The sequence below is a fragment of the Streptomyces sp. NPDC039424 genome (assembly GCF_055639495.1).
This window is the reverse complement of the sequence record NZ_JBVKAI010000014.1, coordinates 12,804-36,162: the sequence shown is the minus strand read 5'-3', so window position 1 is coordinate 36,162 and position 23,359 is coordinate 12,804. Positions and strand designations below refer to the sequence as shown.

The following is a 23,359-nucleotide window of genomic DNA, read 5'->3' as shown; positions in this document are numbered from 1 at the left end:
GACCCCGCGCCGTCGCGAAGTCCCCCCACCGGCGGCGCTGCGACGATGGACTCCCAGACCTCACAGTCATCCCAGGCATCACAGTCACCTCACACGTTCCAGGTCGACCTGCGTGGTCTGGTGGACCTGCTCTCCCATCACCTCTACTCCAGCCCCAAGGTCTACCTGCGCGAGCTGCTGCAGAACGCGGTGGACGCCATCACCGCCCGGCGCGCCGAGCAGCCCGACGCCCCGGCGCGGGTCCGGCTGTACGCGGACTCGCCGGAGGGCGCCGCCCTGCGGGTGGAGGACACCGGCGTCGGGCTCACCGAGTCCGACGTGCACAGCCTGCTGGCGACCATCGGCCGCAGCTCCAAGCGCGCGGAGGGGCTGCAGGAGGCCCGCTCGGACTTCCTGGGCCAGTTCGGCATCGGCCTGCTGGCCTGCTTCGTGGTCGCCGAGCGGATCCGGGTGGTCAGCCGCAGCGCCCGTACGCCCGACGCGCCGCCCGTGGAGTGGACGGCGAGCGACGACGGCTCCTACACCGTGCGGACGCTGCCCGACGAGGCCCGGCCCGAACCGGGCACGACCGTGCACCTCGTCGCACGGGCGGGCGCCGGGGAGTGGCTGTCGCCAGGGCGCGTCCTGACGCTGGCCCGGGACTTCGGCTCGCTGCTGCCGTACGACGTCCGGGTGGGCGAGGAGGCGGTCACCGACCTGCCCGCGCCCTGGGACCGCCCGTACCCCTCCCCCGCCACCCGCCGGGTCGCCCTGGCCCGGCACTGCCACGACACCTTCGGCTTCACCCCGCTGGACTCCATCGAGCTGGACGTGCCGCTGGCCGGGATCCGCGGGATGGCGTACGTGCTGCCGTCGGCGGTCAGCCCGGCCCAGCGTGCCGGGCACCGCGTGCACCTGAAGGGCATGCTGCTGACCGAGCGGGCCGAACAGCTGCTGCCGGACTGGGCGTTCTTCGTGCGCTGCGTCCTGGACACCGACAGCCTCAGGCCCACGGCCTCGCGCGAGTCGCTGTACGAGGACGAGACGCTGGCCGCCGTACGGGAAGCGCTCGGCGAAAGGATTCGGTCCTGGCTGACCGGCCTGGCCGCGGGCGATCCGGAACGGCTGGCCGCGTTCCTGTCCGTGCACCACCTGGGCGTGAAGTCCCTCGCCCGGCACGACAAGGAGATGCTGCGCACGATGCTGCCGTGGCTCCCCTTCGAGACCACGGACGGGCAGCTGTCCCTGGAGGAGTTCGCGCAGCGCCACCCGGTGGTGCACTTCACGCGCACGGTCGAGGAGTACCGGCAGGTCGCGCCGATCGCCTCCGCGCAGGGCGTCGGGGTGGTCAACGGCGGCTACACCTACGACAGCGAGCTGGTCGAGGCGCTGCCGTCGGTGCGCCCGGGGACGGTGGTCGCCGAGCTGGACGCGGACACCGTGACCGCCCACCTGGACGCGGTCGACCCGGCGGAGGAGCTGGCCCTGTCCGGGTTCCTGGCCGCCGCGCGGGCCGGACTCGACCCGCTGGGCTGCGACGTCGTCCTGCGCGCCTTCCATCCCCTCTCGGTGCCCGCGCTGCACCTGGACGACCGGGCGGCCCGCCACGAGCAGGCCCGCGCGGAGGCGGAGGCGCAGGCCGACGACCTGTGGGCGGGCATCCTCGGCTCGCTGCGCGGCAGCGCCCCGCGCGCGCGTCTGGTGCTCAACCACCTCAACCCGCTCATCCGGCGGATCAGTTCCCTGAAGGACCCGGAGCTGATCGGCACCGCGACCGAGTCGCTGTACGGGCAGGCGCTGCTGATGGCGCAGCGCCCCCTCAGACCCGCGGACTCCGCACTGCTCAACCGCGCGTTCATCGGCCTTCTGGAATGGGCCACTCACGGGGAATCCGCACACGGGGAGGACGGTCACCGATGACCGGGATCACGGACTTCGACGCGCTGCGCCGGGCGATGGCGGAGAACTCCGAGCAGCCGGAGGGCCCGGCCCGCAACGCGCGCGCGGAGCAGCTGCTCGCCGAGGCGGAGAAGCTGGACATCCCACTCGCCGTGATCGAGGCGCTCGGACACCAGCTGAAGGTCTACAACTACAGCTCCGAGAAGGACAAGATGTTCGTCCCGTTCGCGCGGCTGCTGCGCCTGTGGGACGAGCACCCCGAGGACTTCGACGAGTACGAGACCCACTCGCTGCACTGGGTCTTCAAGTGGGTGTCGGCGGGCATGCTGGACCAGCCGCACGTCCCGCTGGCCTCCGTCGAGAAGTGGCTCGGCGAGATGGAGCACCGCTACCGGCTGGCCGGACACTCCGAACGGGCCGTGCGCAGCGCCGAGTTCAGCGTCGCCGCGCACATCGGGGACCTGGAGCGCGCCCAGCGGGCGTACACGGCCTGGCTGGCCGCCGACCGGGACCGGATGGCCGACTGCCACGCCTGCGAGCTGCACGGGCAGGGGACGTGGCAGGTCAAGAGCGGCCGGGACGCGGAGGCGCTCGACCTGTGGAGGCCGGTCCTGGAGGGCGAGTACAGCTGCGCCCACGAGCCGCACAGCGTCCTCGCCTCCTCCCTGGCGCCGCTGCTGCGGCTGGGCCGTCTGGACGAGGCCCGCGCCCACCACCTGCGCGGCTTCCGGATGGTGCGGCCGATGGAGAGCATGCGCGGCGCCTACGCGGACCATGTGGAGTTCTGCGCGCTGACCGGGAACGAGGCGCGCGCCCTGGAGCTGCTGGCGGAGCGGCCGGCGTACTTCACGGACACCGGGCATCCGCGCAGCCGGCTGGACTTCATGGCGGTGGTGGCGCTGCTCATGGACCGCCTGACCGAGCTGGGGCTGGGCGGGCAGCGGGTGCCGGGCCCGGCCGGGCGGACGTGGACCGCGCGGGAACTCGCCGCCCACGCGCGCGAGGAGGCCCTCGGCCTGGCCGCGCGGTTCGATCTGCGCAACGGCACCTCGTACGTCGGTGACCGGGCACGCGCGCGCATGGCGCAGCGCCCACTGGTGGAGCGGCTGCCGCTGGGAGTGCGCACGACCGCCTCGCCCGCCCCCGTGGCCCGCCCGGCCGCCACGGTTTCTCCGGTCGCGGTCCCGGAGACGGACGGACCGGACCTGCCCGCGCTGCTCGCCGAGGCACGGCGGCTGTCGGACACGCTCCAGCCGCACGCCCTCCAGGCGTGGGCGGCGGTCGCCCGGGCCGCCGAGGGTGTCGAGCTGGACGCGCGGGACCGCGCCGAGATCGCCGACCACGAGGCGATGGGCCTCGGCCCCGAGGGCGCCGGGCTGTTCGAGCGGGCCGCCGAGCTGTACGCGGAGGCGGGCGACCCCGGTGAGGCGCTGGCGGCACACGCGCGTGCCGCCTACGTACGCGCCCTGTCGGGCCAGGTCGACGAGGCGCTGGCGGCGGTCGCCGAGCCGTACGAGCGGGTCCTCGCCCTCTACGCCGAGGACGCCGCCGGTCTGCGGCAGGCGGCGTCCGTGCTGACGAGCCGGGCGCGGATCCTGATGCGCCGGGTGCACGAGGACGCGCAGGGCTCCGTGCCCGAGGCCGAGCAGGCGGTCCGGGAGCTGCTGGCGCTCGTCGACGGGTACGTCGGGGACGAGGTGCGGCTGGTGTCCCGGGCGGCCGAGGCGCGGGCGATGCTGGCGGAGATCGCGGAGCACTCCGGGGACGCGGAGCGGGCGGCGGAGCTGTTCCGGCGGGCCGCGGCGGAGTTCGTCGGGGCGGGCCTGCCGTGGTTCGCGGTGGAGTACGAGGTGCGGGTGGCCGCCTTCGCCCACGAGCGCGGCGACATGACGGAGGCAGAACGGGCGCTGCGGGCCGCCCTGGAGCACGGCGGACCGTACGTGGAGGCGACCGGGCGGGCCCAGCTGCACCTCCAGCTGGCCGAGGTCGTCGGCGGCCGGGGTGCCGTCGCGGAGGCGGCGGAGCACGCCCTGGAGGCGGCGCACTGGGCCGACGAGGCGGGCGAGGGCGCCACCTTCGGTGCCTGGGCGCGCCACCAGCTGGGCGGCTTCCTGCTGCGGCAGGAACGGTACGCGGAGGCCGCCGAGGTGCTGGAGTCGGCGCTGCCCGATCTGTCCGCCGAGACGCACGGCGACGGCGCGATCGTGCAGACGCGCTGGTGGCTCGGGGACTGCCTGAGCGAACTGGGTGAGCACCGGGCGGCGGCCGAACACCGGCTCAAGGCCGCCGAGATCGCCCGGCACTGGCCCGAGCAGCAGGACCACGCCACCCTCGCCCACCTGGCCGCCGAGTCCCTCGGGCAGGCCGGGCTGCCCGCCGACGCGGACCGGGCCTACGCGCGCGCGGGCGACCTGTGGCGCTCCCTGGGCAACGTCCACGGCCTGGTGCGCAGCCTGCGCGCCCGCGCCTGGCTGGCGCTGCGCACCGAGGCCGGGCTCGACGGGGCGCGGCAGTGGATGGCGGACGCGGTCCGGGAGTGCGCGGCGGCACTGGAGGCGGCCGACGACCCGGAGACCCTGGAGCGGCTCACCGCCGAACTCGGTCACACCCACCGGCAGTACGGCGACCTGCTGGCCCGCTCGGCGCCCGAGGACGCCGACGACGGCGCGATCCGGGCCGCGTTCGAGGACGCCCTGTCCCAGATGACGCGGGCGGTCGCGGTGTTCACCTCACTGGGCGCGGGGGGCCTGCACAGCCGGACCGGCGCCGAGCTGGCCGCGGGCTGGCTGGAGGCCGACCTGAGCCGTCCCGCCGACGCGGCGGCACGCGCGCGTGCGGTCCTGGCGGCGTACGCGGCATACGAGGAGTACGAGAAGTACGAGGCGTACGACGGGGCGGGCGGCGCGGACGAGACCGTAGAGGCCCGGCGGGCGGAGGCGGAGCAGCTGCTGGACCTGCTGCCGGACCAGCGGCCCTGAGAAGGCGGAAGGGTTCTTCTACTCCACCCCGATGAGGAGCAGCGCCCCCTGTCGGCCGCCCCGGTACACCACCGTGTCGACGGCGAGGTACGTCTCCCGTACGCGTGCCTCCAGCCGCTCGGCGACGGTCCGCGGCGCCTCGTCGCCGACGACGAGGGTGACCAGCTCGCCGCCGGCCTGGAGCATGCGGTCCAGCACGGTCTCGGCGGTGGCGGTGACGTCCGAGCCGATCACCGCCACGTCGCCGTCGATGAGGCCCAGCACGTCGCCGGCCTGGCAGATGCCGGCCATGGTCCAGGACTGGCGTTCGGCGACGGCGACCTCGGCGTAGCGGGTGGCGCCCGCCGCCGAGGTCATCTGGACGACGTCCTCGTCGAAGCGGCGCTCCGGTGCGTGCACCGCCAGCGCGGCGATCCCCTGGACCGCCGAGCGGGTCGGGATGAGGGCGACGCGGACGCCCTCCGCGCGGACCTGCTCGGCCGCGGCGGCGGCCGTGTGGCGCAGCTCCGCGTCGTTGGGCAGCAGTACGACCTCGCGCGCGTGGGCACGGCGTACGGCCTGGACGATCTCCCCGCTGGCGGGCGGCTCACCGGGGCGGGCGAGCACGGTGGTGGCGCCGGCCTCGGCGTACAGCCCGGCCAGGCCGGCGCCGGGCACGACGGCCACCACCGCGCGCTGGACCGGCTCGCGGGGCGGCGGCTCGGCACCGGTGTGCACGTCCCCGAGCCCGAAGTGGGTGATCCGGATCCGGTACGGCCGCCCGGCCTCGACGCCCGCCTCCACGGCGGCGCCCGCGTCGTCGACGTGCACATGGACGTTCCACAGTCCGTCGCCGCCGACCACGACGAGGGAGTCCCCGAGCCGGTCGAGCCGCTCCCGCAGCCGGGCCACGGCGGCGTCCTCCGCCTCCAGCAGGTAGATCACCTCGAAGGCGGGGCCTCCGGCCGAGGCGCAGTCCTCCGGCTCGGCGTGCTTCTGCGCCTCGGTTCGCTCCCTCGCCTCGGCGTGCTCCTCCGTCTCGGCGTGCGCCACGCGCGCGTGCGGCAGGTACGGCGCCAGGGCCCCCGGCGCTTCCCCCGTGAACGTCTCCACCAGCGCCCCGAGGACCACCACCAGCCCCCGCCCGCCGGCGTCGACCACTCCGGCCCGCTCCAGCACGGCCAGCTGCCCCGGAGTCGCCGCCAGGGCCGCGCACGCCCCCTCGTAGGCCGCCCGCGCCACGCTTCCGCAGTCGCCCCCGGCCCCGTCGGCGGCGTCGGCGGCGGCGGAGGCCACCGACAGGACCGTCCCCTCGACGGGACGGGCCACCGCGTGGTGGGCGGCGTCGGCGGCGTGCCGCAGGGCGAGCCGCAGCCCCTGTCCGTCCGTGTGAGACGGCTCACTCCCGGTCGCCAGCACCTGCGCCATGCCGCGCAGCAGCTGCGCCAGGATCGTCCCGGAGTTGCCCCGGGCCCCGATCAGGGCCCCGTGCGCCATCGCGCGCACCGCGTCCGCCAGCGACGGCCCCGAAGCGTCACCCGGTCCCACCGCGTGCCCGGCGAACACGGCCTCCACCGCCGCCGCCGACGACTCCAGGGTCAGGTACAGGTTCGTGCCGGTGTCCCCGTCCGCCACCGGATACACGTTGATCGCGTCGATCTCCTCACGCGAGCGCCCCAGCGCCCGCAACGCGAGACCGCACCAGGTACGCACCGCTAGAGCATCGAAGAATGTCTGCGGCACCTGCGCCACCTGCGCCTCCCTGAGCTGGCTGGACGTGGGAGGCAGCGTAGTCCGCCGGGCGCGGGCGCCTGAGCCGCCATGGTAGTTTCGTTGTACGGACGCAGTCGTTGTATGCTGCTCCGGTTGCCCGATCCTGATCGGGCCATTCCCCCTGGCAGCGCCACTCAAGATCTCAGGTCTTACGATCTCGATCCCGGCATGCCGGGATTTAACCGTAAGTGCATCTGAAGTCTTTGGAGTGACCCGTGGCTGCCAACTGCGACGTCTGCGGCAAGGGGCCGGGCTTCGGCAACAACATCTCGCACTCGCACCGCCGTACGTCCCGCCGCTGGAACCCGAACATCCAGCGAGTGCGTACCGTGGTGGGCGGGACGCCGAAGCGCGTGAACGCTTGCACCTCGTGCATCAAGGCCGGCAAGGTCTCGCGCTGACGCTCAGCTGAGCGCGCGGCCACTGCCGGATCGCTGCACTGAGCCGGTCCACCTCCGGGTGGACCGGCTTTTTGCCGTACCCGGGCGCACCCGGGCGTCCCTGAGCGTCCCGGGGATTCAGTCCCGGAACCGCCACCCGTGATCCACCGGCCCGATCCCCGCCCCCAGCGCGAACCCGGCCCGGATGGCCCCGGTGACGTACTCCTTCGCCTCCGCCACCGCCTGCGGCACCGACCGCCCCTTGGCCAGCCCCGCCGCTGTCGCCGAGGCCAGCGTGCACCCCGTACCGTGCGTGTGCCGGTTGTCGTGCCGGGGCGCCCGCAGCCAGTGCTCCCGCGAGCCGTCGGTCAGCAGGTCCACGGCGTCCCCGGACAGATGGCCGCCCTTGATCAGCACCCACCGCGGCCCGTACTCCAGCACGGCCGCCGCGGCATCGCGCAGGTCCTCCTCGGACTCGACCCGCACCCCCGTGAGTTGCGCCACCTCGTCCAGGTTGGGCGTCGCCACGGTCGCCACCGGCAGCAGCCTCGTCCGGACGGAGTCCAGCGCGGAGGCCGCCAGCAGCGGATCGCCGTGCTTGGAGACGCCCACCGGGTCCACCACCGCCGGCGCGTCCGTCCCGGCGATCAACTCGGCGACCGCCTCGACCAGTTCGGCCGAGGCGAGCATCCCGGTCTTCACGGCCTGCACGCCGATGTCGTCGACCACACTGCGGTACTGGGCCCGCACCGCCGCCACCGGCAGCTCCCAGGCACCCTGCACCCCCAGTGAGTTCTGCGCGGTGACCGCCGTGATCACGCTCATGCCGTGCACACCGAGCGCGAGCATCGTCTTGAGGTCGGCCTGGACGCCCGCGCCACCGCCGGAGTCGGAGCCGGCCACCGTGAGGACCCTGGGGATCACGGCTCGATGTCCCCGAAGTGGTCCCAGCCGCCCTTGCTGGTCCACGGCGCCCCGTCGACCGTCACCTGGGGCAGCGCCGAGGGGTTGAGCACCTCGCCGATCACCTTCCAGCGGGCCGGCAGCTTCACGTCCGGCGGGAAGGTCGCCACGATCGCGTGGTCCTCTCCCCCGGTCAGCACCCACTGCAGCGGATCGACGCCGACGGCCTGCCCGATGTCGTTCATCTGGGTCGGGACGTCGATGGCGCCGGAGCGGATGTCGATGCGGACCTTGCTGGCCTCCGCGATGTGCCCGAGGTCGGCGATCAGGCCGTCGCTGACGTCGCACATGGCGGTCGCCCCCAGGCCCGCCGCGGCCGGTCCCGCGTGGTACGGCGGTTCGGGGCGCCGGTGCGCCTCGACGAAGGCGCGCGGTGAGCGGAAGCCGCGGGCGAGGACCGCGTACCCGGCCGCGGACCAGCCCAGCCAGCCGGTCACCGCGACGAGGTCGCCGGGCTGCGCGCCCGCCCGGGTCACCGGCTCCTGGTTGCGCAGATCGCCCAGCGCGGTGATCGACACCATGATCGTGTCGCCGCGCACCACATCACCGCCGACCACGGAGGCGCCCGCGACCTGGCACTCGTCGCGCAGCCCGTCCATCAGCTCGGTCGGCCAGGTGACCGGGAGTTCGGCCGGCACGACCAGGCCCAGCAGCAGCGCGGTCGGTACGGCGCCCATGGCGGCGATGTCCGCGAGGTTCTGCGCCGCCGCCTTGCGGCCCACGTCGTATGCCGTGGACCAGTCGCGGCGGAAGTGCCGCCCCTCCAGCAGGATGTCGGTGCTCGCGACCACCCTGCGGTCGGGCGCGGCGACCACCGCGGCGTCGTCGCCGGGACCGACCCGGACCGCCGGGGTGGTGGTGAGACGGGAGGTGAGCTCCCGGATGAGCCCGAACTCACCTAGCTCACCCACAGTGCCCTTCATTGCCCTTCAGCCCCTTCTGTGCCTGTCCGCACCCGCTCGCGCGTCATCCTGGTCCTCGTTACGGTCGAGGTGACCGTCAGCCTCTGTCGTGCCCGCACCCCGGCGCGCGGCGTCCCGGTCTCCCCAGGTCTCCCCGCGGCGACCGGCAACGCGATACCGTGGCGTTCCTTTTCCCCACATGATCCTCGTGGCCGCCCTGGAGGTTCCGTGGTACAGGCGTACATCCTGATCCAGACGGAGGTCGGCAAGGCGTCGACCGTCGCCGAGACGATCAGCAAGATCCCCGGAGTCATCCAGGCCGAGGACGTGACAGGACCGTACGACGTCATCGTGCGCGCCCAGGCCGACACCGTCGACGACCTCGGCCGCATGGTGGTCGCGAAGGTCCAGCAAGTCGACGGCATCACCCGCACTCTGACCTGCCCGGTCGTGCATCTGTAGCCCCCGTCTACCCTTGGCCGGTGAACTTCTTCCGTCACCGGCCGGCCGGTCTGCCCGTGCTCGCCCTGCTGATCGCCGTCGCGGGCTGCTCCTCGGCAGACGACAGCCGCACGGTGGCGGTTCCCAGCCCCGACGCGAAGACGACCGAACTGTGCCGGAACCTGCACAAGGCGCTGCCGGGGAAGGTGGCCGGCCAAAGCCGCGACGACCCCGAGCCCCGGTCCGCCCTCACGGCGGGCTGGGGAAGCCCGGCGATCATACTGCGCTGCGGTGTACGGCGGCCGCCGAAGATGACCGACCCCAAGGTGGCCCAGGGCGCCGACCCGGACGCGATCGCCGGCGGGGTCAACGGCGTCGACTGGCTGATGGAGAAGCGGCACGACGGGACGTACCGGTTCACCACGGCCGCGCGCGAGGCCTACGTCGAGGTGACACTGCCCAGGTCGGTGCCCGAGCAGGACAGCTCCACGGTCCTCGTCGACCTGGCCGCCTCCATCAAGAAGGCGATCCCCGAGGGGATCGCCTCCACCAGCTGACCGCACCCGGCCGCTACCGCAGCCCGGTCGACCTCCGCAGTGCCGCCTGCACCAGCCGGTCCACCAGTTCGGCGTAGCCGATCCCGGTCGCCTCCCACATCTTCGGGTACATCGAGATGGGCGTGAAGCCGGGCATCGTGTTGATCTCGTTGATCACGAACTCGCCGTCCTCGGTGAGGAAGAAGTCCGCGCGGACCAGGCCCTCGCAGGAGGCCGCCTCGAAGGCGTCCACCGCCAGCCGCCGCACCTCGGCGGTCTCCTCCTCGGAGAGCGGGGCGGGCACGATGCCGGGCGTGGAGTCGATGTACTTCGCGTCGAAGTCGTAGTACGCGTGCGCGTCCGGCGGCGGGATCTCGGCGGGCACGGAGGCTCGCGGCCCGTCCTCGAACTCCAGCACCCCGCACTCGATCTCGCGGCCGCGCAGCGCGGCCTCCACCAGGATCTTCGGGTCGTGCCGCTGGGCCTCGGCGATGGCCTCGTCCAGCCCGGAGAGGTCGTCGACCTTGGTGATGCCGATCGACGAGCCCGCGCGCGCGGGCTTCACGAACAGCGGCCAGCCGTGCTCGCCGGCGAAGTCGACGATCTTCTTGCGGGCGGCGGACTCGTCCCGCTCCCACTCGCGCGGCCGGATCACCACGTACGGGCCCACCTTCAGCCCGAAGGAGGTGAACACCCGCTTCATGTACTCCTTGTCCTGGCCGACGGCCGAGGCGAGCACGCCCGAACCCACGTACGGGACACCGGAGAGCTCCAGGAGGCCCTGAAGGGTGCCGTCCTCGCCGTACGGGCCATGCAGCACCGGGAAGACCACGTCGACCTCGCCGAGGGCCTTGGGCACCGAGCCGGGCTCGCTGTACACGACCTCGCGGTTGGCGGGGTCGACGGGGAGCACCACACTGCCCTCGCCGGACTCGGCGAGCTCCTCGACGCTGGGCGTGCGCCGGTCGACGATGGCCATGCGCTCGGGCTCGTCCGCGGTGAGCGCCCAACGGCCGTCCCGGGTGATGCCGATCGGCAGGACGTCGTACTTCGTCCGGTCGATGGCCCGTAGTACGGCGCCGGCCGTGACCATGGAGATCCCGTGTTCGGAGCTGCGCCCGCCGAACACGACGGCCACCCGCGGCTTGCGGGACGGCTGCTCAGGGCTCTGGGGGAGGTTCTCGGTGCTCATATCGCGTTGAGAGTACCCGGTGGTAGGGCACGGAGACAGCGTCGGCGGGCCGTGCGGGGACGTGCGTCGCTCAGCGTCGTTCCGGCTTCGCGCTGCGCGACATCAGCTCCTTCAACGCCACCACCGGCGGCTTGCCTTCGTGCACGATGCCGACGACCGTCTCGGTGATGGGCATGTCGACGCCGTGCCGACGGGCCAGATCCAGCACGGACTCGCAGGACTTGACGCCCTCGGCGGTCTGCTTGGTGACCGCGATGGTCTCCTCCAGGGTCATGCCCTTGCCGAGGTTGGTGCCGAAGGTGTGGTTGCGCGACAGCGGCGAGGAGCAGGTGGCCACCAGGTCGCCGAGGCCGGCCAGCCCGGAGAAGGTCAGCGGGTCGGCGCCGAGGGCCATCCCGAGCCGGGTGGTCTCGGCGAGCCCGCGCGTGATGAGCGAGCCCTTGGCGTTGTCGCCCAGGCCCATGCCGTCGGCGATGCCGACCGCCAGGCCGATCACGTTCTTGACCGCGCCGCCGAGTTCGCAGCCCACCACGTCGGTGTTGGTGTACGGGCGGAAGTACGGGGTGTGGCAGGCGGCCTGGAGCCGCCGGGCGACCGTCTCGTCGGTGCAGGCGACCACGGCCGCGGCGGGCATACGGGCGGCGATCTCCCGGGCCAGGTTGGGCCCGGTGACCACGGCGATGCGGTCCGGGCCGACCTTGGCGACGTCGTCGATGACCTCGCTCATCCGCATCGTCGAGCCGAGTTCGACGCCCTTCATGAGGGAGACGAGGACGGTGTCGGGGGCGAGCAGCGGAACCCAGTCGGCGAGGTTGGCGCGCAGGGTCTGGGAGGGCACCGACAGGACCGTGAAGTCCGCCCCGGCGAGGGCCTCGGCCGCGTCGGTGGTGGCCCGCAGGTTCTCCGGGAGCTCCACGCCGGCCAGGTAGTCGGGGTTGGTGCGGGTGGAGTTGATCGCGTCCGCGACCTCGGGCCGGCGGGCCCACAGGGTGACCTCGCATCCGGCGTCGGCGAGCACCATCCCGAAGGCGGTGCCCCACGAACCGGCGCTGAAGACCGCCGCCTTGACCGACTCGCTCACTTGGCGCTCTCCTCTTCCTGGCCCGTCTGCGCCCGCGTCCTGCGCCGCTGCTCGATCCGCTCCCGGCGCGGGTCGTACGGCTTCCGGGGCGCCCTCTCGCCGCGGATCTCCTCCAGCTGGCGGGTGATGGCCGCCATGATGACCTCGGTGGCCTCCTTCAGGAGGTCGGCGGACATCTCCTTGTCGTAGAAGGGGGAGAGGTCCACCGGCGGGCCGGCCAGGACGCGGTGGGTCTTGCGCGGGAAGAGGTGCGGCTTCTTGGCGTACGGCGGCAGCAGTTCGTTGCAGCCCCACTGGGCGACCGGGATGACCGGGCACTTGGTCTCCAGCGCCACGCGCGCGGCGCCGGTCTTGCCGGTCATCGGCCAGCCCGCGGGGTCGCGGGTGAGGGTTCCCTCGGGGTAGAAGGCGACGCACTCGCCGCGCCGCACGGCGTCGATCGCGGCCCGGAAGGCGCTGAGCGCGTCGGTGCTCTCGCGGTAGACGGGGATCTGTCCGGTGCCGCGCATCGCGGCACCGACGAATCCCTTCCCGAAAAGTCCGCTCTTCGCCAGGAATCGAGGAACCCGTCCGGTGTTGTACTGATAGTGCGCGTACGCGAAGGGGTCCACGTGGGAATTGTGGTTCACCGCGGTGATAAATCCGCCCTCGGCCGGAATGTGCTCCATTCCACGCCAGTCCCGCTTGATCAGAACCACCAGCGGCGGTTTGCAGAGCACCGCGGCGAAGCGGTACCAGAAGCCGATTCTGCGGCGGGGCACGCGGACACCTTCCTCTAGGGCCTCGAGGGCTGCCACCAGGGCCGGGGGGCCGCACAAGTGTCGCCCCAGGCCGCCGGTCTGTCGAGAACACCGTACGCCCCGCCACCTGGGCCGCCGGAAGGGCCGGGTGACAATGAGCGCAACGAGTAAGGGACGGTACGTCGGTGCAGTGGACCTTGGTCATACCTCTCAAGCCCCTGGCGCGGGCCAAGAGCAGGCTGGCGGACACCGCCGCCGACGAGCTGCGCCCCGGACTGGCCCTGGCCTTCGCCCAGGACACGGTGACCGCCGCGCTCGCCTGCCCGGCGGTGGCGGATGTGGCAGTGGTCACCAACGACGCGCTCGCGGGCCGGGAGCTGGCGGCGCTGGGCGCCCGGATCGTCCCCGACGAGCCGGGAACCGGCCTGAACGCCGCTCTGACGCACGCGGCGGGCGTCGTACGGGATTCGCGTCCGGAAACCCCGCTGGCGGCCCTGAACGCCGATCTGCCGGCCCTGCGCCCGCTGGAATTGTCCCGGGTGCTGTCCGCGGCGGCGGAATTCCCCCGCGCTTTTCTCCCCGACGCGGCCGGAGTCGGCACCACCCTGCTGGCCGCAACCCCCGGCCGGGATCTGCGCCCGGCTTTCGGCCTCGATTCCCGGGCCCGGCACCGCGCGTCCGGCGCCACGGAACTGCGGCTGAGGACAGTGGATTCGGTACGCCAGGACGTGGACACCGGCGAGGACCTGCGGGCCGCCCTCACCCTCGGGGTGGGACCGCGCACGGCGGCGGCGGCCGCGCGGCTGCTGATTCCCGGGCAGTAGGCTGCTGCCATGCAGGCGACCGCGTACACGTACGACCCCGAGACCCGCTGCGGGCAGGTGCTGCTGGACGACGGCACCCCGGTGGGGTTCGACGCGCCGGCGTTCGACGCGGGCGGGCTGCGGCTGTTGCGGCCCGGGCAGCGGGTGCGGATCGAGACGGAGCCGGCGGCGGGGGCCGGAGAGGGCCTCCGGATCACGCTGGTGACGCTGCAGACCTTCTGAGCGCAAGACCGCCCGGACACAGCCGTGAACGCGCCGCGGGCCGGGCTCCCGAGGGGAGTCCGGCCCGGCGCGTGAGTGCCCCTGTGCCCCTGTGCCTCAGCGGGCGGTGGCCTTCTTGGCGGTGGTCTTGCGTGCGGACGACTTCTTGGCCGGGGCCTTCTTGGCCGTGACCTTCTTGGCCGGGGCGCTCTTGGCCGTGGTCTTCTTGGCGGCGGCCTTGGTGCCCGTGGTCTTCTTCGCGGCCGCCGTGGTGCTCTTGGCGGTCGCCTTCTTCGCGGTGGTCTTCTTGGCGGCGGCGGTGGTCTTCTTCGCCGTCGTCTTCTTCGCGGCGGCCTTCTTCGCCGTCGGCGCGGCCTTCTTGGCCGTGGTCTTCTTGGCGGCGGCCTTCTTGACCGTCGCGGAAACGGCGCCGGCCTGGAGGCTGCCCTTCGGCGCCTTCTTCACGGAGACCTCGCCACCGCGCGGGAGCTTCTTCGAGCCGCTCACCAGGTCCTTGAAGCCCTGACCGGCACGGAAGCGCGGGACGGAGGTCTTCTTGACCCGAACCCGCTCGCCCGTCTGGGGGTTGCGGGCGTAGCGGGCGGGACGGTCCACCTTCTCGAAGGACCCGAAGCCGGTGACCGAGACCCGGTCTCCGCCGACGACCGCGCGGACGATGGCGTCCAGGACCGCGTCGACAGCATCGGCGGCCTGCTGGCGGCCACCCATCTTGTCGGCAATCGCTTCTACGAGCTGCGCCTTGTTCACGTCTTCCCCTTCGGAGACATCGCCAGAACGAAAGTGTTCAAGCTTTTTCGCACGTTAGGCAGATATATACCGCAAATCAAACACGAAACGGGCTAATCACCCTTGTGCCGCAACAGACTCGGCCTGCTCGGATCTTGTTCAGCGGTCCTCTTCGGGGATTCGCCCCTCGTCGAGGTCCGCGACGAACCGTTCGAGCCGCCTTGCCGCGTCGGCGAGATCGTGCTTGGCCGCGGCCGTAATGACCAGCAGCTTCCGGGTCAGCGCCATCCGTACGCCCTCCGGGACTTGCAGTGCGCGCACTCTTGTGTGCGCTTCCTTGAGTTGGTCCGCGACCGCCGTATAGAGCTCGAGTTGGCCGTCGTGTTCCATGCACAGATTGTGCCATCTGGGGCGAGTTGTCGCCTGCCCAGGGGGCAACTGCCGCCTCAAACGGCCTTCCCAGCGCATCCGGTTGCCGCGGTCCCACATCTCGCGTACCCCGGCAACCACCCGCCTAACGTGGGAAGTTGACCGGAGGGCCGGTCGGGCGCGGGGCCGTTCGGGTGCAGACATGGCTGTACCCCCAATCGTGGCGATCGGGGGTACAGAGGGGGTGGTGCGGTGGCCGAAACTCGACTTGCGCGGCCCGGGATCAGATCTGGAGCGTCCGCGGCTTGTACGACGGGCGCTTGGCCTCGTACTCGGCGATGTCCGCCTCGTTCCGGAGCGTGATGGAGATGTCGTCCAGCCCGTTCAGCAGCCGCCAGCGGGAGTTCTCGTCCAGCTCGAAGGAGGCCGTGATGCCCTCGGCGCGCACCTCACGCGCCTCAAGGTCCACAGTGACCTCAGTAGTCGGGTCCTTCTCCGTGAGCTCCCACAGCGCGTCCACGACCTTCTGCTCCAGCACCACCGTGAGCAGGCCGTTCTTCAGCGAGTTACCGCGGAAGATGTCGGCGAAGCGGGAGGAGATCACGGCCTTGAAGCCGTAGTTCTGCAGCGCCCAGACGGCGTGCTCGCGGGAGGAGCCGGTGCCGAAGTCGGGGCCGGCCACCAGGACGGTCGCGCCCTGCCGCTCGGGGCGGTTGAGCACGAACTCCGGGTCCTTGCGCCAGGCCTCGAACAGCCCGTCCTCGAACCCGTCCCGCGTGACCTTCTTGAGCCAGTGAGCAGGGATGATCTGGTCGGTGTCGACGTTGCTGCGGCGCAGCGGGACGGCCCGGCCGGTGTGCGTGGTGAATGCTTCCATGACTGATCAGACTCCAGCGGGCGTACGGGTTGCGGCGTCGGACAGGTCGGCCGGGGAGGCCAGGTGGCCCAGCACCGCCGTGGCGGCCGCGACCTGCGGCGACACCAGGTGCGTACGGCCGCCCTTGCCCTGCCTGCCCTCGAAGTTGCGGTTGGAGGTGGACGCGGAGCGCTCACCCGGGGCCAGCTGGTCGGGGTTCATGCCCAGACACATCGAGCAGCCTGCGTGCCGCCACTCGGCGCCGGCCTCCTTGAAGACCACGTCCAGGCCCTCGGAGACGGCCTGCAGACCCACCCGCGCGGAGCCCGGGACGACCAGCATCCGTACGCCGTCGGCGACTTTGCGGTCCTTGACGATCTCGGCGGCGGCGCGCAGGTCCTCGATGCGGCCGTTGGTGCAGGAGCCTACGAAGACGGTGTCCACCTTGATGGAGCGCAGCGGCTGCCCGGCCTCCAACCCCATGTATTCCAGGGCCTTTTCGGCGGCAAGGCGCTCCGAAGCGTCTTCGTACGAAGCCGGGTCGGGGACCGCGGCCGAAAGCGGCGCGCCCTGGCCGGGGTTGGTGCCCCAGGTGACGAACGGCGACAGCTCGTCGGCGTTGATGACGACCTCGGCGTCGAAGACCGCGTCCTCGTCCGTCTTCAGGGTCTTCCAGTACTCCACCGCGGCGTCCCAGTCGGCGCCCTCGGGGGCGTGCGGGCGGCCCTGGAGGTACGCGAAGGTGGTCTCGTCGGGGGCGATCATGCCCGCGCGGGCGCCGGCCTCGATCGACATGTTGCAGATGGTCATCCGGGCCTCCATCGAGAGCTTCTCGATGGCGGAGCCGCGGTACTCCAGGATGTAGCCCTGGCCGCCGCCCGTACCGATCTTCGCGATGATCGCCAGGATCAGGTCCTTGGCGGTGACGCCGTCGGGCAGCTCGCCCTCGACGGTGATCGCCATGGTCTTCGGGCGGGCCAGCGGCAGCGTCTGGGTGGCCAGCACGTGCTCGACCTGCGAGGTGCCGATGCCGAACGCCAGCGCGCCGAAGGCACCGTGCGTGGAGGTGTGCGAGTCGCCGCAGACGACGGTCGTGCCGGGCTGGGTCAGGCCCAGTTGCGGGCCGACGACGTGCACGACGCCCTGCTCGACGTCGCCCAGCGGGTGCAGCCGGACGCCGAAGTCGGCGCAGTTCTTGCGCAGCGTCTCCAGCTGGGCGCGGGAGACCGGGTCCGCGATGGGCTTGTCGATGTCGAGGGTCGGGGTGTTGTGGTCCTCGGTCGCGATGGTGAGGTCGAGGCGGCGCACCCGGCGGCCGTTCTGGCGCAGCCCGTCGAAGGCCTGCGGGCTGGTCACCTCGTGCAGCAGGTGCAGATCGATGAAGAGGAGGTCGGGCTCGCCCTCGGCGCGCCGGACGACGTGGTCGTCCCAGACCTTCTCCGCGAGTGTCCTACCCATCGCTTTCCCTCCGGCCGGCAAAGGTGCGCCGGCCCAACTAGAGATCTTGAGGAGGCGGCACCCGCGCCCCAGATACGGGCGTCCGCCGCCGGGCCCGTTGGTCCGCGGGCCGTTGTGTATTCAAGGGTGGCGTGTTCCACGGAAAATTGAACTTGCGTTTCACAGAGTGAGACGCGAGTATCGTTGCATGGACAACAGTAGCGGCGTCGGCGTTCTGGACAAGGCGGCCCTCGTCCTGAGCGCTCTGGAGTCCGGTCCGGCCACCCTCGCGGGTCTGGTCGGGGCCACCGGACTGGCACGACCCACGGCCCACCGGCTGGCCGTGGCTCTGGAACACCACCGCATGGTGGCGCGCGACATGCAGGGCCGTTTCATTCTGGGCCCGCGCCTGGCCGAGCTGGCCGCGGCGGCGGGCGAGGACCGCCTGCTGGCCACGGCGGGCCCGGTGCTCACCCACCTCAGGGACATCACCGGCGAGAGCGCGCAGCTCTACCGCCGCCAGGGCGAGATGCGGATCTGCGTGGCGGCGGCGGAACGCCTGTCCGGCCTGCGGGACACCGTCCCGGTCGGCTCCACGCTGACCATGAAGGCCGGCTCGTCGGCGCAGATCCTGATGGCCTGGGAGGAGCCCGAGCGCCTGCACCGTGGCCTCCAGGGCGCCCGCTTCACGGCGACGGCCCTGTCGGGCGTACGGCGGCGCGGCTGGGCCCAGTCGATCGGCGAGCGCGAGCCGGGCGTCGCGTCCGTCTCCGCGCCCGTACGCGGCCCCTCCAACCGCGTCGTGGCCGCGGTGTCCGTCTCCGGCCCCATCGAGCGCCTGACCCGCCACCCGGGCCGTATGCACGCCCAGGCGGTCATCGACGCCGCCGCCCGCCTCTCCGAGGCTCTGCGCCGCTCCGGCTGACCGCCGGCCCGTACGTCACCCGGGAGGGGCCTGCCTCAACGCCGCGGCAGGCCCCTCCCGGCACAACGCCGTCGAGCAGCGGATCCGCTCAGGACCTGCCGAGCCGGTCGGCCGCCCGGTCGCCCCGCCGTCCGACCGGGACGACGCCCGTGGCCTTCCCGAGGCCGAACTCGGGCATGTTCACGTAGATCGACTCGTACGACCCGGCCGGCACGACGTATGTCTCGTGCCAGAAGCCGACGTTGCCCTTCCCCTCGCGCAGCCGCCGGTTGAAGGCGGCCCACGCGGGCCGGTGCTTCCCGTCCGGCGCCGACGCGTAGGCGAGCAGCTTCTCCTTCGAGTCCCAGTACTGCACCACGTACAGCACACGCGGGAAGCCCAGCAGGAACTGGTATCCGAGCAGCCCGCTGCCCTTATCGCGCGACAGCTCCGCGATCATCGGCCCCATGGCCCGGGCCACCGGCAGCCAACTGCGCAGCGAGGTGAAGCTGTTGATCCGCATCCCGATCAGGAAGACGACCACCTCGTCCTCGCCCGCCGCGGTCATGCGCCCTTCGATCGGCTTGGCACCCATCACGTCCCCCACTCCCTCACAGTCCTGACCCGAACATTGGATAGCGGCGCTATCCATGCTTGGATAGTGACACTCTCCAATGGGGAGCGCAAGAGGAAAGCGCAAGAGGAAAGAGGGTGCGAGGCGGATGCGACTGGCAGAGCTGAGCGCGCGCAGCGGTGTCTCGACGGCGACGATCAAGTACTACCTGCGCGAAGGGCTGCTGCACCCCGGCCGCCGGATCACGGCCACACAGGCCGAGTACGACGAGGAGCATCTGCGGCGGCTGCGTCTGGTGCGCGCGTTGATCCAGGTGGGACGGATCCCGGTGGCCTCGGCCCGTGAGGTGCTCGCCGCCCTGCGGGACGAGGATCTCGACCGGAACGAGCGACTGGGCACCGCCGTGTGGGCCCTCCCGCACGGACCGGCGCCGGACGAGGGCGACCCCGCGTACGAGGCGGCCCGGCGCACCGCGGACGCCCTCCTGGACCGGCTCGGCTGGAACTACGGCCGTACGTCCGAGACGCCCACCGCACCGGCGTACGGGATGCTGTTGACCGCGATCTGCACGCTCTCCCGGCTCGGCTATCCGTGCTCCGCCGAGGACTTGGAGCCGTACGCCCGCGCGATGGAGCGGATCGCGGTCACCGATCTCGACCTGGTGGAGCGCTACGGAACGCCGGACGAGCAGGTGGAGGCCGCGGTGGCGCTGACCGTGCTGTACGAGCCGGTGCTGCTGAGCCTGCGCCGGCTGGCGGAGGCGGAGGAGTCACGGCGGCGGTTCGGCGGGAAGTGAGCGGGAGAACGCCGAAGGCCCCCCACCGAAGTGGAGGGCCTTCGCCTGACGTACCCCCGACCGGATTCGAACCGGCGCTACCGCCTTGAGAGGGCGGCGTGCTAGGCCGCTACACAACGGGGGCGAGGATCTTACGTTTCCGCAGATCCGAGCTGGTCTACCTGGACTCGAACCAAGACTAACTGAACCAGAATCAGTCGTGCTGCCAATTACACCATAGACCAATGTGGTTTAGACCAGTTTGTACCCCCGACCGGATTCGAACCGGCGCTACCGCCTTGAGAGGGCGGCGTGCTAGGCCGCTACACAACGGGGGCCCTAGCGATCCCGACAGAGTCAGGACCAGTACCCCCGACCGGATTCGAACCGGCGCTACTGCCTTGAGAGGGCAGCGTGCTAGGCCGCTACACAACGGGGGCTTTGCAGATGAGCTCTGCGAGCTGGCCTACCTGGACTCGAACCAAGACTAACTGAACCAGAATCAGTCGTGCTGCCAATTACACCATAGGCCACTGGAACGCAAGCCCTTGAGGGGATTTTGTTCTAGTACTGCGCTGAGGTCCTCCGGCCTTCCGGCCCGCTTCCCTCGGCGCAGGAAGAACATTACCCGAAGGTGGACGGGGCTCCAAAACGGGTATCCGCACGGACGATCGCCGGGAGTTCGGCGAGGGAGGCGATCCGGTGCGGCGGGTGGCCCCCCTCGGCCGCCGCCACGTACACCCCGCCACGGTCGATCCACACGGACAGCAAACCCGCCTCCGCGGCGCCGCGCCCGTCGATCTCCGGGTGGTCGCCGACGTACGCCACCTCGTGCGGGGGCAGGCCGAGCGCCTCGCAGGCCGCCAGGAACGCCCCGGCCTCCGGCTTGGAGACGCCGAGCTCGGCGGCGCACAGGACGGCCTCGAAGCGGTCCCACACGCCGAGGGCGCGCAGTTTGCGCTCCTGCACGTGGATGCTCGAGTTGGACAGCACGGCGTGCCGGTGACTCGCGGCGAGGGCGTCCAGGACGGGCAGCACGTCCGGGAAGAGCTCCCAGGCGGTCTCGTAGTGACGGATGTAACGCTCGAACCAGTCGTCGGCCTCGGCGTCGGTCAGTTCCTCGCCCAGGAACACCCGTACCCGGTCCCGGCGCTGGCCCTGGAAGGAGGTCTCCCCTGCGGAGAAGCGGGCCCACTGCCGGTCGGTGATCTCCCGCCACCGCGTGATGGCCTGCTCGACGCTGTCGTACCCGTCCAGCAGCCCCTCCGCCGCCAGATGGGCCCGCATGCCGGCGCGGTCCGCGGCGGTGTAGTCGAAGAGGGTGTCGTCGACGTCCCAGACCACGGCCCGAATGCTCATGACCCGACGGTAACCCGGCGCCGCGGGCCGCGTCCGGGGAACGCGAAGGGGCGGCACCCCGGACCGGGTGCCGCCCCTCACAGGCCGGTGCGTTCCCTCACGCCGCCAGCTTCGCCAGCGCCGCGTCGATACGGGCCAGCGTCCTGTCCTTGCCCAGGATCTCCAGGGACTCGAACAGCGGCAGGCCGACCGTGCGGCCGGTGACGGCGACCCGGACGGGGGCCTGGGCCTTGCCGAGCTTGAGGCCGTGGGCCTCGCCGGCGGCCAGGACGGCCTCCTTCAGGGACTCGGCCGAGGTCCAGTCGGCGGCCTCGAGCTTCTCGCGGGCGGTGCGCAGCAGGGCGTCGCTGCCCTCCTTCATCGCCTTCGTCCAGCTCGCCTCGTCGAAGACCGGCTCGGGCAGGAACAGGAAGTCGACGTTGTCGGTGATCTCCGACAGGACCTTCAGGCGGGTCTGCGCGTGCGGCGCGACGGCCTGCCACTTCGCCTCGTCGAAGTCCTCCGGCGCCCAGGGGGCGAACGGCGGCTGCAGCCAGGGGCGGCAGCGCTCCGTGAAGTCCTTCACATCCAGCAGACGGATGTGGTCGGCGTTGATCGCCTCGGCCTTCTTCAGGTCGAAGCGGGCCGGGTTGGGGTTCACGTCCTTGATGTCGAAGGCCGCGATCATCTCGCCGATGGTGAAGATGTCCTGGTCGGCCGAGAGCGACCAGCCGAGCAGGGAGAGGTAGTTGAGCAGGCCCTCGGGGAGGAAGCCCCGCTCGCGGTAGAGGTTGAGCGACGACTGGGGGTCGCGCTTGGAGAGCTTCTTGTTGCCCTCGCCCATCACGTACGGCAGATGGCCGAACTCCGGGATGCCCTGCGCGATGCCCAGCTCGATCAGCGCCTTGTACAGGGCGATCTGGCGCGGGGTGGAGGAGAGCAGGTCCTCGCCGCGCAGGATGTGGGTGATCTCCATCAGGGCGTCGTCGACCGGGTTGACCAGCGTGTACAGCGGGGCGCCGTTGGCACGGACGATGCCGTAGTCCGTGACGTTCTCCGGGAGGTACGTGATCTCGCCGCGGACCAGGTCGGTGAAGGTGATCGTCTCGTCGGGCATCCGGAAGCGGACGATCGGCGTACGGCCCTGGGCCTTGTACTCCTCGACCTGCCCGGCGCTCAGGTCGCGGCAGTGGCCGTCGTAGCCGGACGGCTTGCCGGCGGCTCGGGCGGCCTCGCGGCGGGTGTCCAGCTCCTCCTGGGAGCAGTAGCAGTGGTAGGCGTGACCGGCGTCGAGCAGCTTCTGGGCGACGTCCTTGTAGAGGTCCATGCGCTGCGACTGGCGGTACGGCGCGTGCGGGCCGCCGACCTCGGGGCCCTCGTCCCAGTCGAAGCCCAGCCAGCGCATCGAGTCGAGCAGCTGGTTGTAGGACTCCTCGGAGTCGCGGGCCGCGTCGGTGTCCTCGATGCGGAAGACCAGGGTGCCCTGGTGGTGCCGGGCGAACGCCCAGTTGAACAGGGCGGTGCGGACCAGGCCCACGTGGGGGTTACCGGTGGGCGAGGGGCAGAAACGGACGCGAACGGGGGAGGCGGGTGCGCTAGCCACGCTTGACAACCTTGTTGGTGAGAGTGCCGATGCCTTCGATGGTGACGGCGACCTCGTCGCCGACGTTGAGGGGGCCGACCCCTGCCGGGGTGCCGGTGAGGATGACGTCGCCGGGGAGCAGCGTCATCGCCTCGGAGATGTTGACGACCAGGTCCTCGATGGAGTGGATCATCTCGCTCGTCCGGCCCAGCTGGCGCTGCTCGCCGTTGACGGTGAGCTGGACGGTCAGGTCGGAGGCGGTGGCGAGGTCCAGGTCCGTCTCCACCCAGGGGCCGAGCGGGCAGGAGGTGTCGAAGCCCTTGGCCCGCGCCCACTGCTTCTCCCGCTTCTGGACGTCGCGGGCGGTGACGTCGTTGGCGCAGGTGTAGCCGAAGATCACATCCTGGACGCGCTCGCGCGGCACCTCGCGGCACATGCGCCCGATCACCACGGCCAGCTCGGCCTCGTGGTGCAGCTCCTGGGAGAAGGGCGGGTACTGGATGTCGTCGCCGGGGCCGATCACCGAGGTGGAGGGCTTGAAGAAGGCGAACGGCGCGTCGGGCACCTCGTTGCCGAGTTCACGCGCGTGTTCGGCGTAGTTGCGGCCGAACGCCACCACCTTGTTGGGGAGCACCGGCGGCAGCAGCCTGACCTTGCTGACCGGCACCTTCGTACCGGAGAGCGCGTAGTCCGCGAACGGGATGCCCTTGATGATGTCGAGGACGAGCTCGTCCTGCTTGTCGCCCTCGACCGCGCCGAAGGCGACGTTCCCGTCGATGGAGAACCTGGCGATGCGCACGGGATCCTTGCGCCCCTTAACTTGTGACCGAGCCGGCTGGAGTCTGACGCTCCAGGCTAACGCGGAAGAGGCCGCGGACCTCGCGCATTACGAAGGGCGCCCCTGGTGCG

At 71.8% G+C, this 23,359-nt stretch carries 23 protein-coding genes and 5 tRNA genes; 9 read left to right on the top strand and 19 right to left on the bottom strand.

What is annotated here, in order from left to right; genetic code table 11:
- Positions 1–45: 45 nt before the first annotated feature.
- Together ACZ7L0_RS29750 and ACZ7L0_RS29745 are read left to right on the top strand one after the other, a co-directional pair.
- A complete protein-coding gene (locus tag ACZ7L0_RS29750) occupies positions 46–1,899 on the top strand; it encodes an HSP90 family protein (protein ID WP_471245600.1) in 1,854 nt (617 codons plus the stop codon).
- Positions 1,896–4,856 (top strand): tetratricopeptide repeat protein, encoded by a 2,961-nt coding sequence (locus tag ACZ7L0_RS29745; RefSeq protein WP_471245599.1) that lies wholly within the window; start codon positions 1,896–1,898, stop codon positions 4,854–4,856. The genes ACZ7L0_RS29750 and ACZ7L0_RS29745 overlap by 4 nt, the downstream gene beginning before the upstream one ends.
- An 18-nt stretch (positions 4,857–4,874) precedes the next feature.
- Here the strand turns inward: ACZ7L0_RS29745 and ACZ7L0_RS29740 are convergent, their stop codons facing one another.
- The gene (locus ACZ7L0_RS29740) at positions 4,875–6,587 is read right to left on the bottom strand and encodes a DAK2 domain-containing protein (protein WP_471245598.1); all 1,713 of its coding nucleotides are present in this window, start codon (positions 6,585–6,587) and stop codon (positions 4,875–4,877) included.
- Between the two features lie 236 nt (positions 6,588–6,823).
- Between ACZ7L0_RS29740 and rpmB the strand changes: the two genes are divergently transcribed.
- Positions 6,824–7,009, top strand: coding sequence for a 50S ribosomal protein L28 (rpmB, locus tag ACZ7L0_RS29735; protein WP_003993230.1), 186 nt, complete (start codon positions 6,824–6,826; stop codon positions 7,007–7,009).
- A 117-nt stretch (positions 7,010–7,126) separates the two neighbouring features.
- Here rpmB and thiD read toward each other — a convergent pair whose 3' ends face one another.
- Both thiD and ACZ7L0_RS29725 read right to left on the bottom strand, forming a co-directional pair.
- Positions 7,127–7,912: a bifunctional hydroxymethylpyrimidine kinase/phosphomethylpyrimidine kinase gene (gene thiD / locus ACZ7L0_RS29730; RefSeq protein WP_471245597.1), complete on the bottom strand. Its 786-nt coding sequence runs from the start codon at positions 7,910–7,912 to the stop codon at positions 7,127–7,129.
- Positions 7,909–8,874, bottom strand: a complete 966-nt coding sequence (locus ACZ7L0_RS29725; RefSeq protein WP_471245596.1) for a thiamine-phosphate kinase — start codon at positions 8,872–8,874, stop codon at positions 7,909–7,911. Before ACZ7L0_RS29725 ends, thiD begins: the two co-directional genes overlap by 4 nt.
- A gap of 207 nt (positions 8,875–9,081) precedes the next feature.
- On the opposite strand from ACZ7L0_RS29725, the gene ACZ7L0_RS29720 reads away from it, so the two are divergent.
- Together ACZ7L0_RS29720 and ACZ7L0_RS29715 are read left to right on the top strand one after the other, a co-directional pair.
- Positions 9,082–9,315 carry an Lrp/AsnC family transcriptional regulator gene (locus ACZ7L0_RS29720; RefSeq protein ID WP_003997603.1) on the top strand — a complete coding sequence of 78 codons (234 nt, stop codon included), beginning with the start codon at positions 9,082–9,084 and terminating at the stop codon, positions 9,313–9,315.
- 20 nt (positions 9,316–9,335) lie between these two features.
- Entirely contained in the window at positions 9,336–9,851 is a 516-nt protein-coding gene (locus tag ACZ7L0_RS29715; protein ID WP_471245595.1) for a DUF3515 domain-containing protein, read from the top strand.
- Positions 9,852–9,864: 13 nt separating this feature from the next.
- Here ACZ7L0_RS29715 and ACZ7L0_RS29710 read toward each other — a convergent pair whose 3' ends face one another.
- The 3 genes from ACZ7L0_RS29710 to ACZ7L0_RS29700 all read right to left on the bottom strand — a co-directional run bounded on the left by ACZ7L0_RS29710 (position 9,865) and on the right by ACZ7L0_RS29700 (position 12,864).
- Positions 9,865–11,022: a D-alanine--D-alanine ligase family protein gene (locus ACZ7L0_RS29710; RefSeq protein WP_471245594.1), complete on the bottom strand. Its 1,158-nt coding sequence runs from the start codon at positions 11,020–11,022 to the stop codon at positions 9,865–9,867.
- 70 nt (positions 11,023–11,092) lie between these two features.
- Positions 11,093–12,103, bottom strand: coding sequence for an NAD(P)H-dependent glycerol-3-phosphate dehydrogenase (locus ACZ7L0_RS29705; RefSeq protein ID WP_471245593.1), 1,011 nt, complete (start codon positions 12,101–12,103; stop codon positions 11,093–11,095).
- The gene (locus ACZ7L0_RS29700; protein ID WP_471245592.1) at positions 12,100–12,864 is read right to left on the bottom strand and encodes a lysophospholipid acyltransferase family protein; all 765 of its coding nucleotides are present in this window, start codon (positions 12,862–12,864) and stop codon (positions 12,100–12,102) included. Before ACZ7L0_RS29700 ends, ACZ7L0_RS29705 begins: the two co-directional genes overlap by 4 nt.
- A gap of 164 nt (positions 12,865–13,028) precedes the next feature.
- On the opposite strand from ACZ7L0_RS29700, the gene cofC reads away from it, so the two are divergent.
- Positions 13,029–13,667, top strand: coding sequence for a 2-phospho-L-lactate guanylyltransferase (gene cofC / locus ACZ7L0_RS29695; RefSeq protein ID WP_471245591.1), 639 nt, complete (start codon positions 13,029–13,031; stop codon positions 13,665–13,667).
- A 9-nt stretch (positions 13,668–13,676) separates the two neighbouring features.
- Positions 13,677–13,889, top strand: coding sequence for a hypothetical protein (locus ACZ7L0_RS29690; RefSeq protein WP_471245590.1), 213 nt, complete (start codon positions 13,677–13,679; stop codon positions 13,887–13,889).
- A 96-nt stretch (positions 13,890–13,985) separates the two neighbouring features.
- Here ACZ7L0_RS29690 and ACZ7L0_RS29685 read toward each other — a convergent pair whose 3' ends face one another.
- From ACZ7L0_RS29685 to leuC, 4 genes are all read right to left on the bottom strand, one after another.
- Complete coding sequence (locus ACZ7L0_RS29685) at positions 13,986–14,636, bottom strand: HU family DNA-binding protein (protein WP_471245589.1); 651 nt, start codon at positions 14,634–14,636, stop codon at positions 13,986–13,988.
- A gap of 138 nt (positions 14,637–14,774) precedes the next feature.
- Entirely contained in the window at positions 14,775–15,005 is a 231-nt protein-coding gene (locus tag ACZ7L0_RS29680; RefSeq protein WP_471245588.1) for an SCO5555 family protein, read from the bottom strand.
- A gap of 262 nt (positions 15,006–15,267) precedes the next feature.
- Complete coding sequence (gene leuD / locus ACZ7L0_RS29675) at positions 15,268–15,861, bottom strand: 3-isopropylmalate dehydratase small subunit (RefSeq protein ID WP_471245587.1); 594 nt, start codon at positions 15,859–15,861, stop codon at positions 15,268–15,270.
- 6 nt (positions 15,862–15,867) lie between these two features.
- Complete coding sequence (gene leuC / locus ACZ7L0_RS29670) at positions 15,868–17,298, bottom strand: 3-isopropylmalate dehydratase large subunit (protein WP_471245586.1); 1,431 nt, start codon at positions 17,296–17,298, stop codon at positions 15,868–15,870.
- A gap of 187 nt (positions 17,299–17,485) precedes the next feature.
- On the opposite strand from leuC, the gene ndgR reads away from it, so the two are divergent.
- Positions 17,486–18,202: an IclR family transcriptional regulator NdgR gene (ndgR, locus tag ACZ7L0_RS29665; RefSeq protein WP_471245585.1), complete on the top strand. Its 717-nt coding sequence runs from the start codon at positions 17,486–17,488 to the stop codon at positions 18,200–18,202.
- 88 nt (positions 18,203–18,290) lie between these two features.
- On the opposite strand, the gene ACZ7L0_RS29660 is transcribed toward ndgR, so the two are convergent.
- Entirely contained in the window at positions 18,291–18,776 is a 486-nt protein-coding gene (locus tag ACZ7L0_RS29660; RefSeq protein WP_471245584.1) for a DUF4188 domain-containing protein, read from the bottom strand.
- Positions 18,777–18,903: 127 nt separating this feature from the next.
- On the opposite strand from ACZ7L0_RS29660, the gene ACZ7L0_RS29655 reads away from it, so the two are divergent.
- A complete protein-coding gene (locus ACZ7L0_RS29655; protein WP_471245583.1) occupies positions 18,904–19,551 on the top strand; it encodes a MerR family transcriptional regulator in 648 nt (215 codons plus the stop codon).
- Positions 19,552–19,602: 51 nt separating this feature from the next.
- On the opposite strand, the gene ACZ7L0_RS29650 is transcribed toward ACZ7L0_RS29655, so the two are convergent.
- From ACZ7L0_RS29650 to ACZ7L0_RS29615, 8 genes are all read right to left on the bottom strand, one after another.
- Positions 19,603–19,675, bottom strand: a tRNA-Glu gene (locus tag ACZ7L0_RS29650).
- 28 nt (positions 19,676–19,703) lie between these two features.
- Positions 19,704–19,775: transfer RNA gene (locus ACZ7L0_RS29645), tRNA-Gln, on the bottom strand.
- Between the two features lie 20 nt (positions 19,776–19,795).
- Positions 19,796–19,868 (bottom strand) — tRNA-Glu (locus ACZ7L0_RS29640).
- Positions 19,869–19,897: 29 nt separating this feature from the next.
- A tRNA-Glu gene (locus tag ACZ7L0_RS29635) sits at positions 19,898–19,970 on the bottom strand.
- A gap of 21 nt (positions 19,971–19,991) precedes the next feature.
- Positions 19,992–20,063, bottom strand: a tRNA-Gln gene (locus ACZ7L0_RS29630).
- Positions 20,064–20,154: 91 nt separating this feature from the next.
- Positions 20,155–20,889 (bottom strand): HAD family hydrolase, encoded by a 735-nt coding sequence (locus ACZ7L0_RS29625; protein ID WP_471245582.1) that lies wholly within the window; start codon positions 20,887–20,889, stop codon positions 20,155–20,157.
- A 97-nt stretch (positions 20,890–20,986) separates the two neighbouring features.
- Positions 20,987–22,471, bottom strand: coding sequence for a glutamate--tRNA ligase (gene gltX, locus ACZ7L0_RS29620; RefSeq protein WP_471245581.1), 1,485 nt, complete (start codon positions 22,469–22,471; stop codon positions 20,987–20,989).
- Positions 22,464–23,249 carry a fumarylacetoacetate hydrolase family protein gene (locus ACZ7L0_RS29615; RefSeq protein ID WP_471245580.1) on the bottom strand — a complete coding sequence of 262 codons (786 nt, stop codon included), beginning with the start codon at positions 23,247–23,249 and terminating at the stop codon, positions 22,464–22,466. Before ACZ7L0_RS29615 ends, gltX begins: the two co-directional genes overlap by 8 nt.
- Between the last annotated feature and the right edge of the window lie 110 nt (positions 23,250–23,359).

Coding starts and splice junctions, on each gene's coding strand:
- ACZ7L0_RS29750 (WP_471245600.1), top strand. CDS start 46: ATGGACTCCCAGACCTCACAGTCATCCCAGGCATCACAGTCACCTCAC.
- ACZ7L0_RS29745 (WP_471245599.1), top strand. CDS start 1,896: ATGACCGGGATCACGGACTTCGACGCGCTGCGCCGGGCGATGGCGGAG.
- ACZ7L0_RS29725 (WP_471245596.1), bottom strand. CDS start 8,874: ATGAAGGGCACTGTGGGTGAGCTAGGTGAGTTCGGGCTCATCCGGGAG.
- ACZ7L0_RS29710 (WP_471245594.1), bottom strand. CDS start 11,022: ATGAGCACCGAGAACCTCCCCCAGAGCCCTGAGCAGCCGTCCCGCAAG.
- ACZ7L0_RS29690 (WP_471245590.1), top strand. CDS start 13,677: ATGCAGGCGACCGCGTACACGTACGACCCCGAGACCCGCTGCGGGCAG.
- ACZ7L0_RS29680 (WP_471245588.1), bottom strand. CDS start 15,005: ATGGAACACGACGGCCAACTCGAGCTCTATACGGCGGTCGCGGACCAA.
- leuD (WP_471245587.1), bottom strand. CDS start 15,861: ATGGAAGCATTCACCACGCACACCGGCCGGGCCGTCCCGCTGCGCCGC.
- leuC (WP_471245586.1), bottom strand. CDS start 17,298: ATGGGTAGGACACTCGCGGAGAAGGTCTGGGACGACCACGTCGTCCGG.
- ndgR (WP_471245585.1), top strand. CDS start 17,486: ATGGACAACAGTAGCGGCGTCGGCGTTCTGGACAAGGCGGCCCTCGTC.
- ACZ7L0_RS29660 (WP_471245584.1), bottom strand. CDS start 18,776: ATGGGTGCCAAGCCGATCGAAGGGCGCATGACCGCGGCGGGCGAGGAC.
- ACZ7L0_RS29655 (WP_471245583.1), top strand. CDS start 18,904: ATGCGACTGGCAGAGCTGAGCGCGCGCAGCGGTGTCTCGACGGCGACG.
- ACZ7L0_RS29625 (WP_471245582.1), bottom strand. CDS start 20,889: ATGAGCATTCGGGCCGTGGTCTGGGACGTCGACGACACCCTCTTCGAC.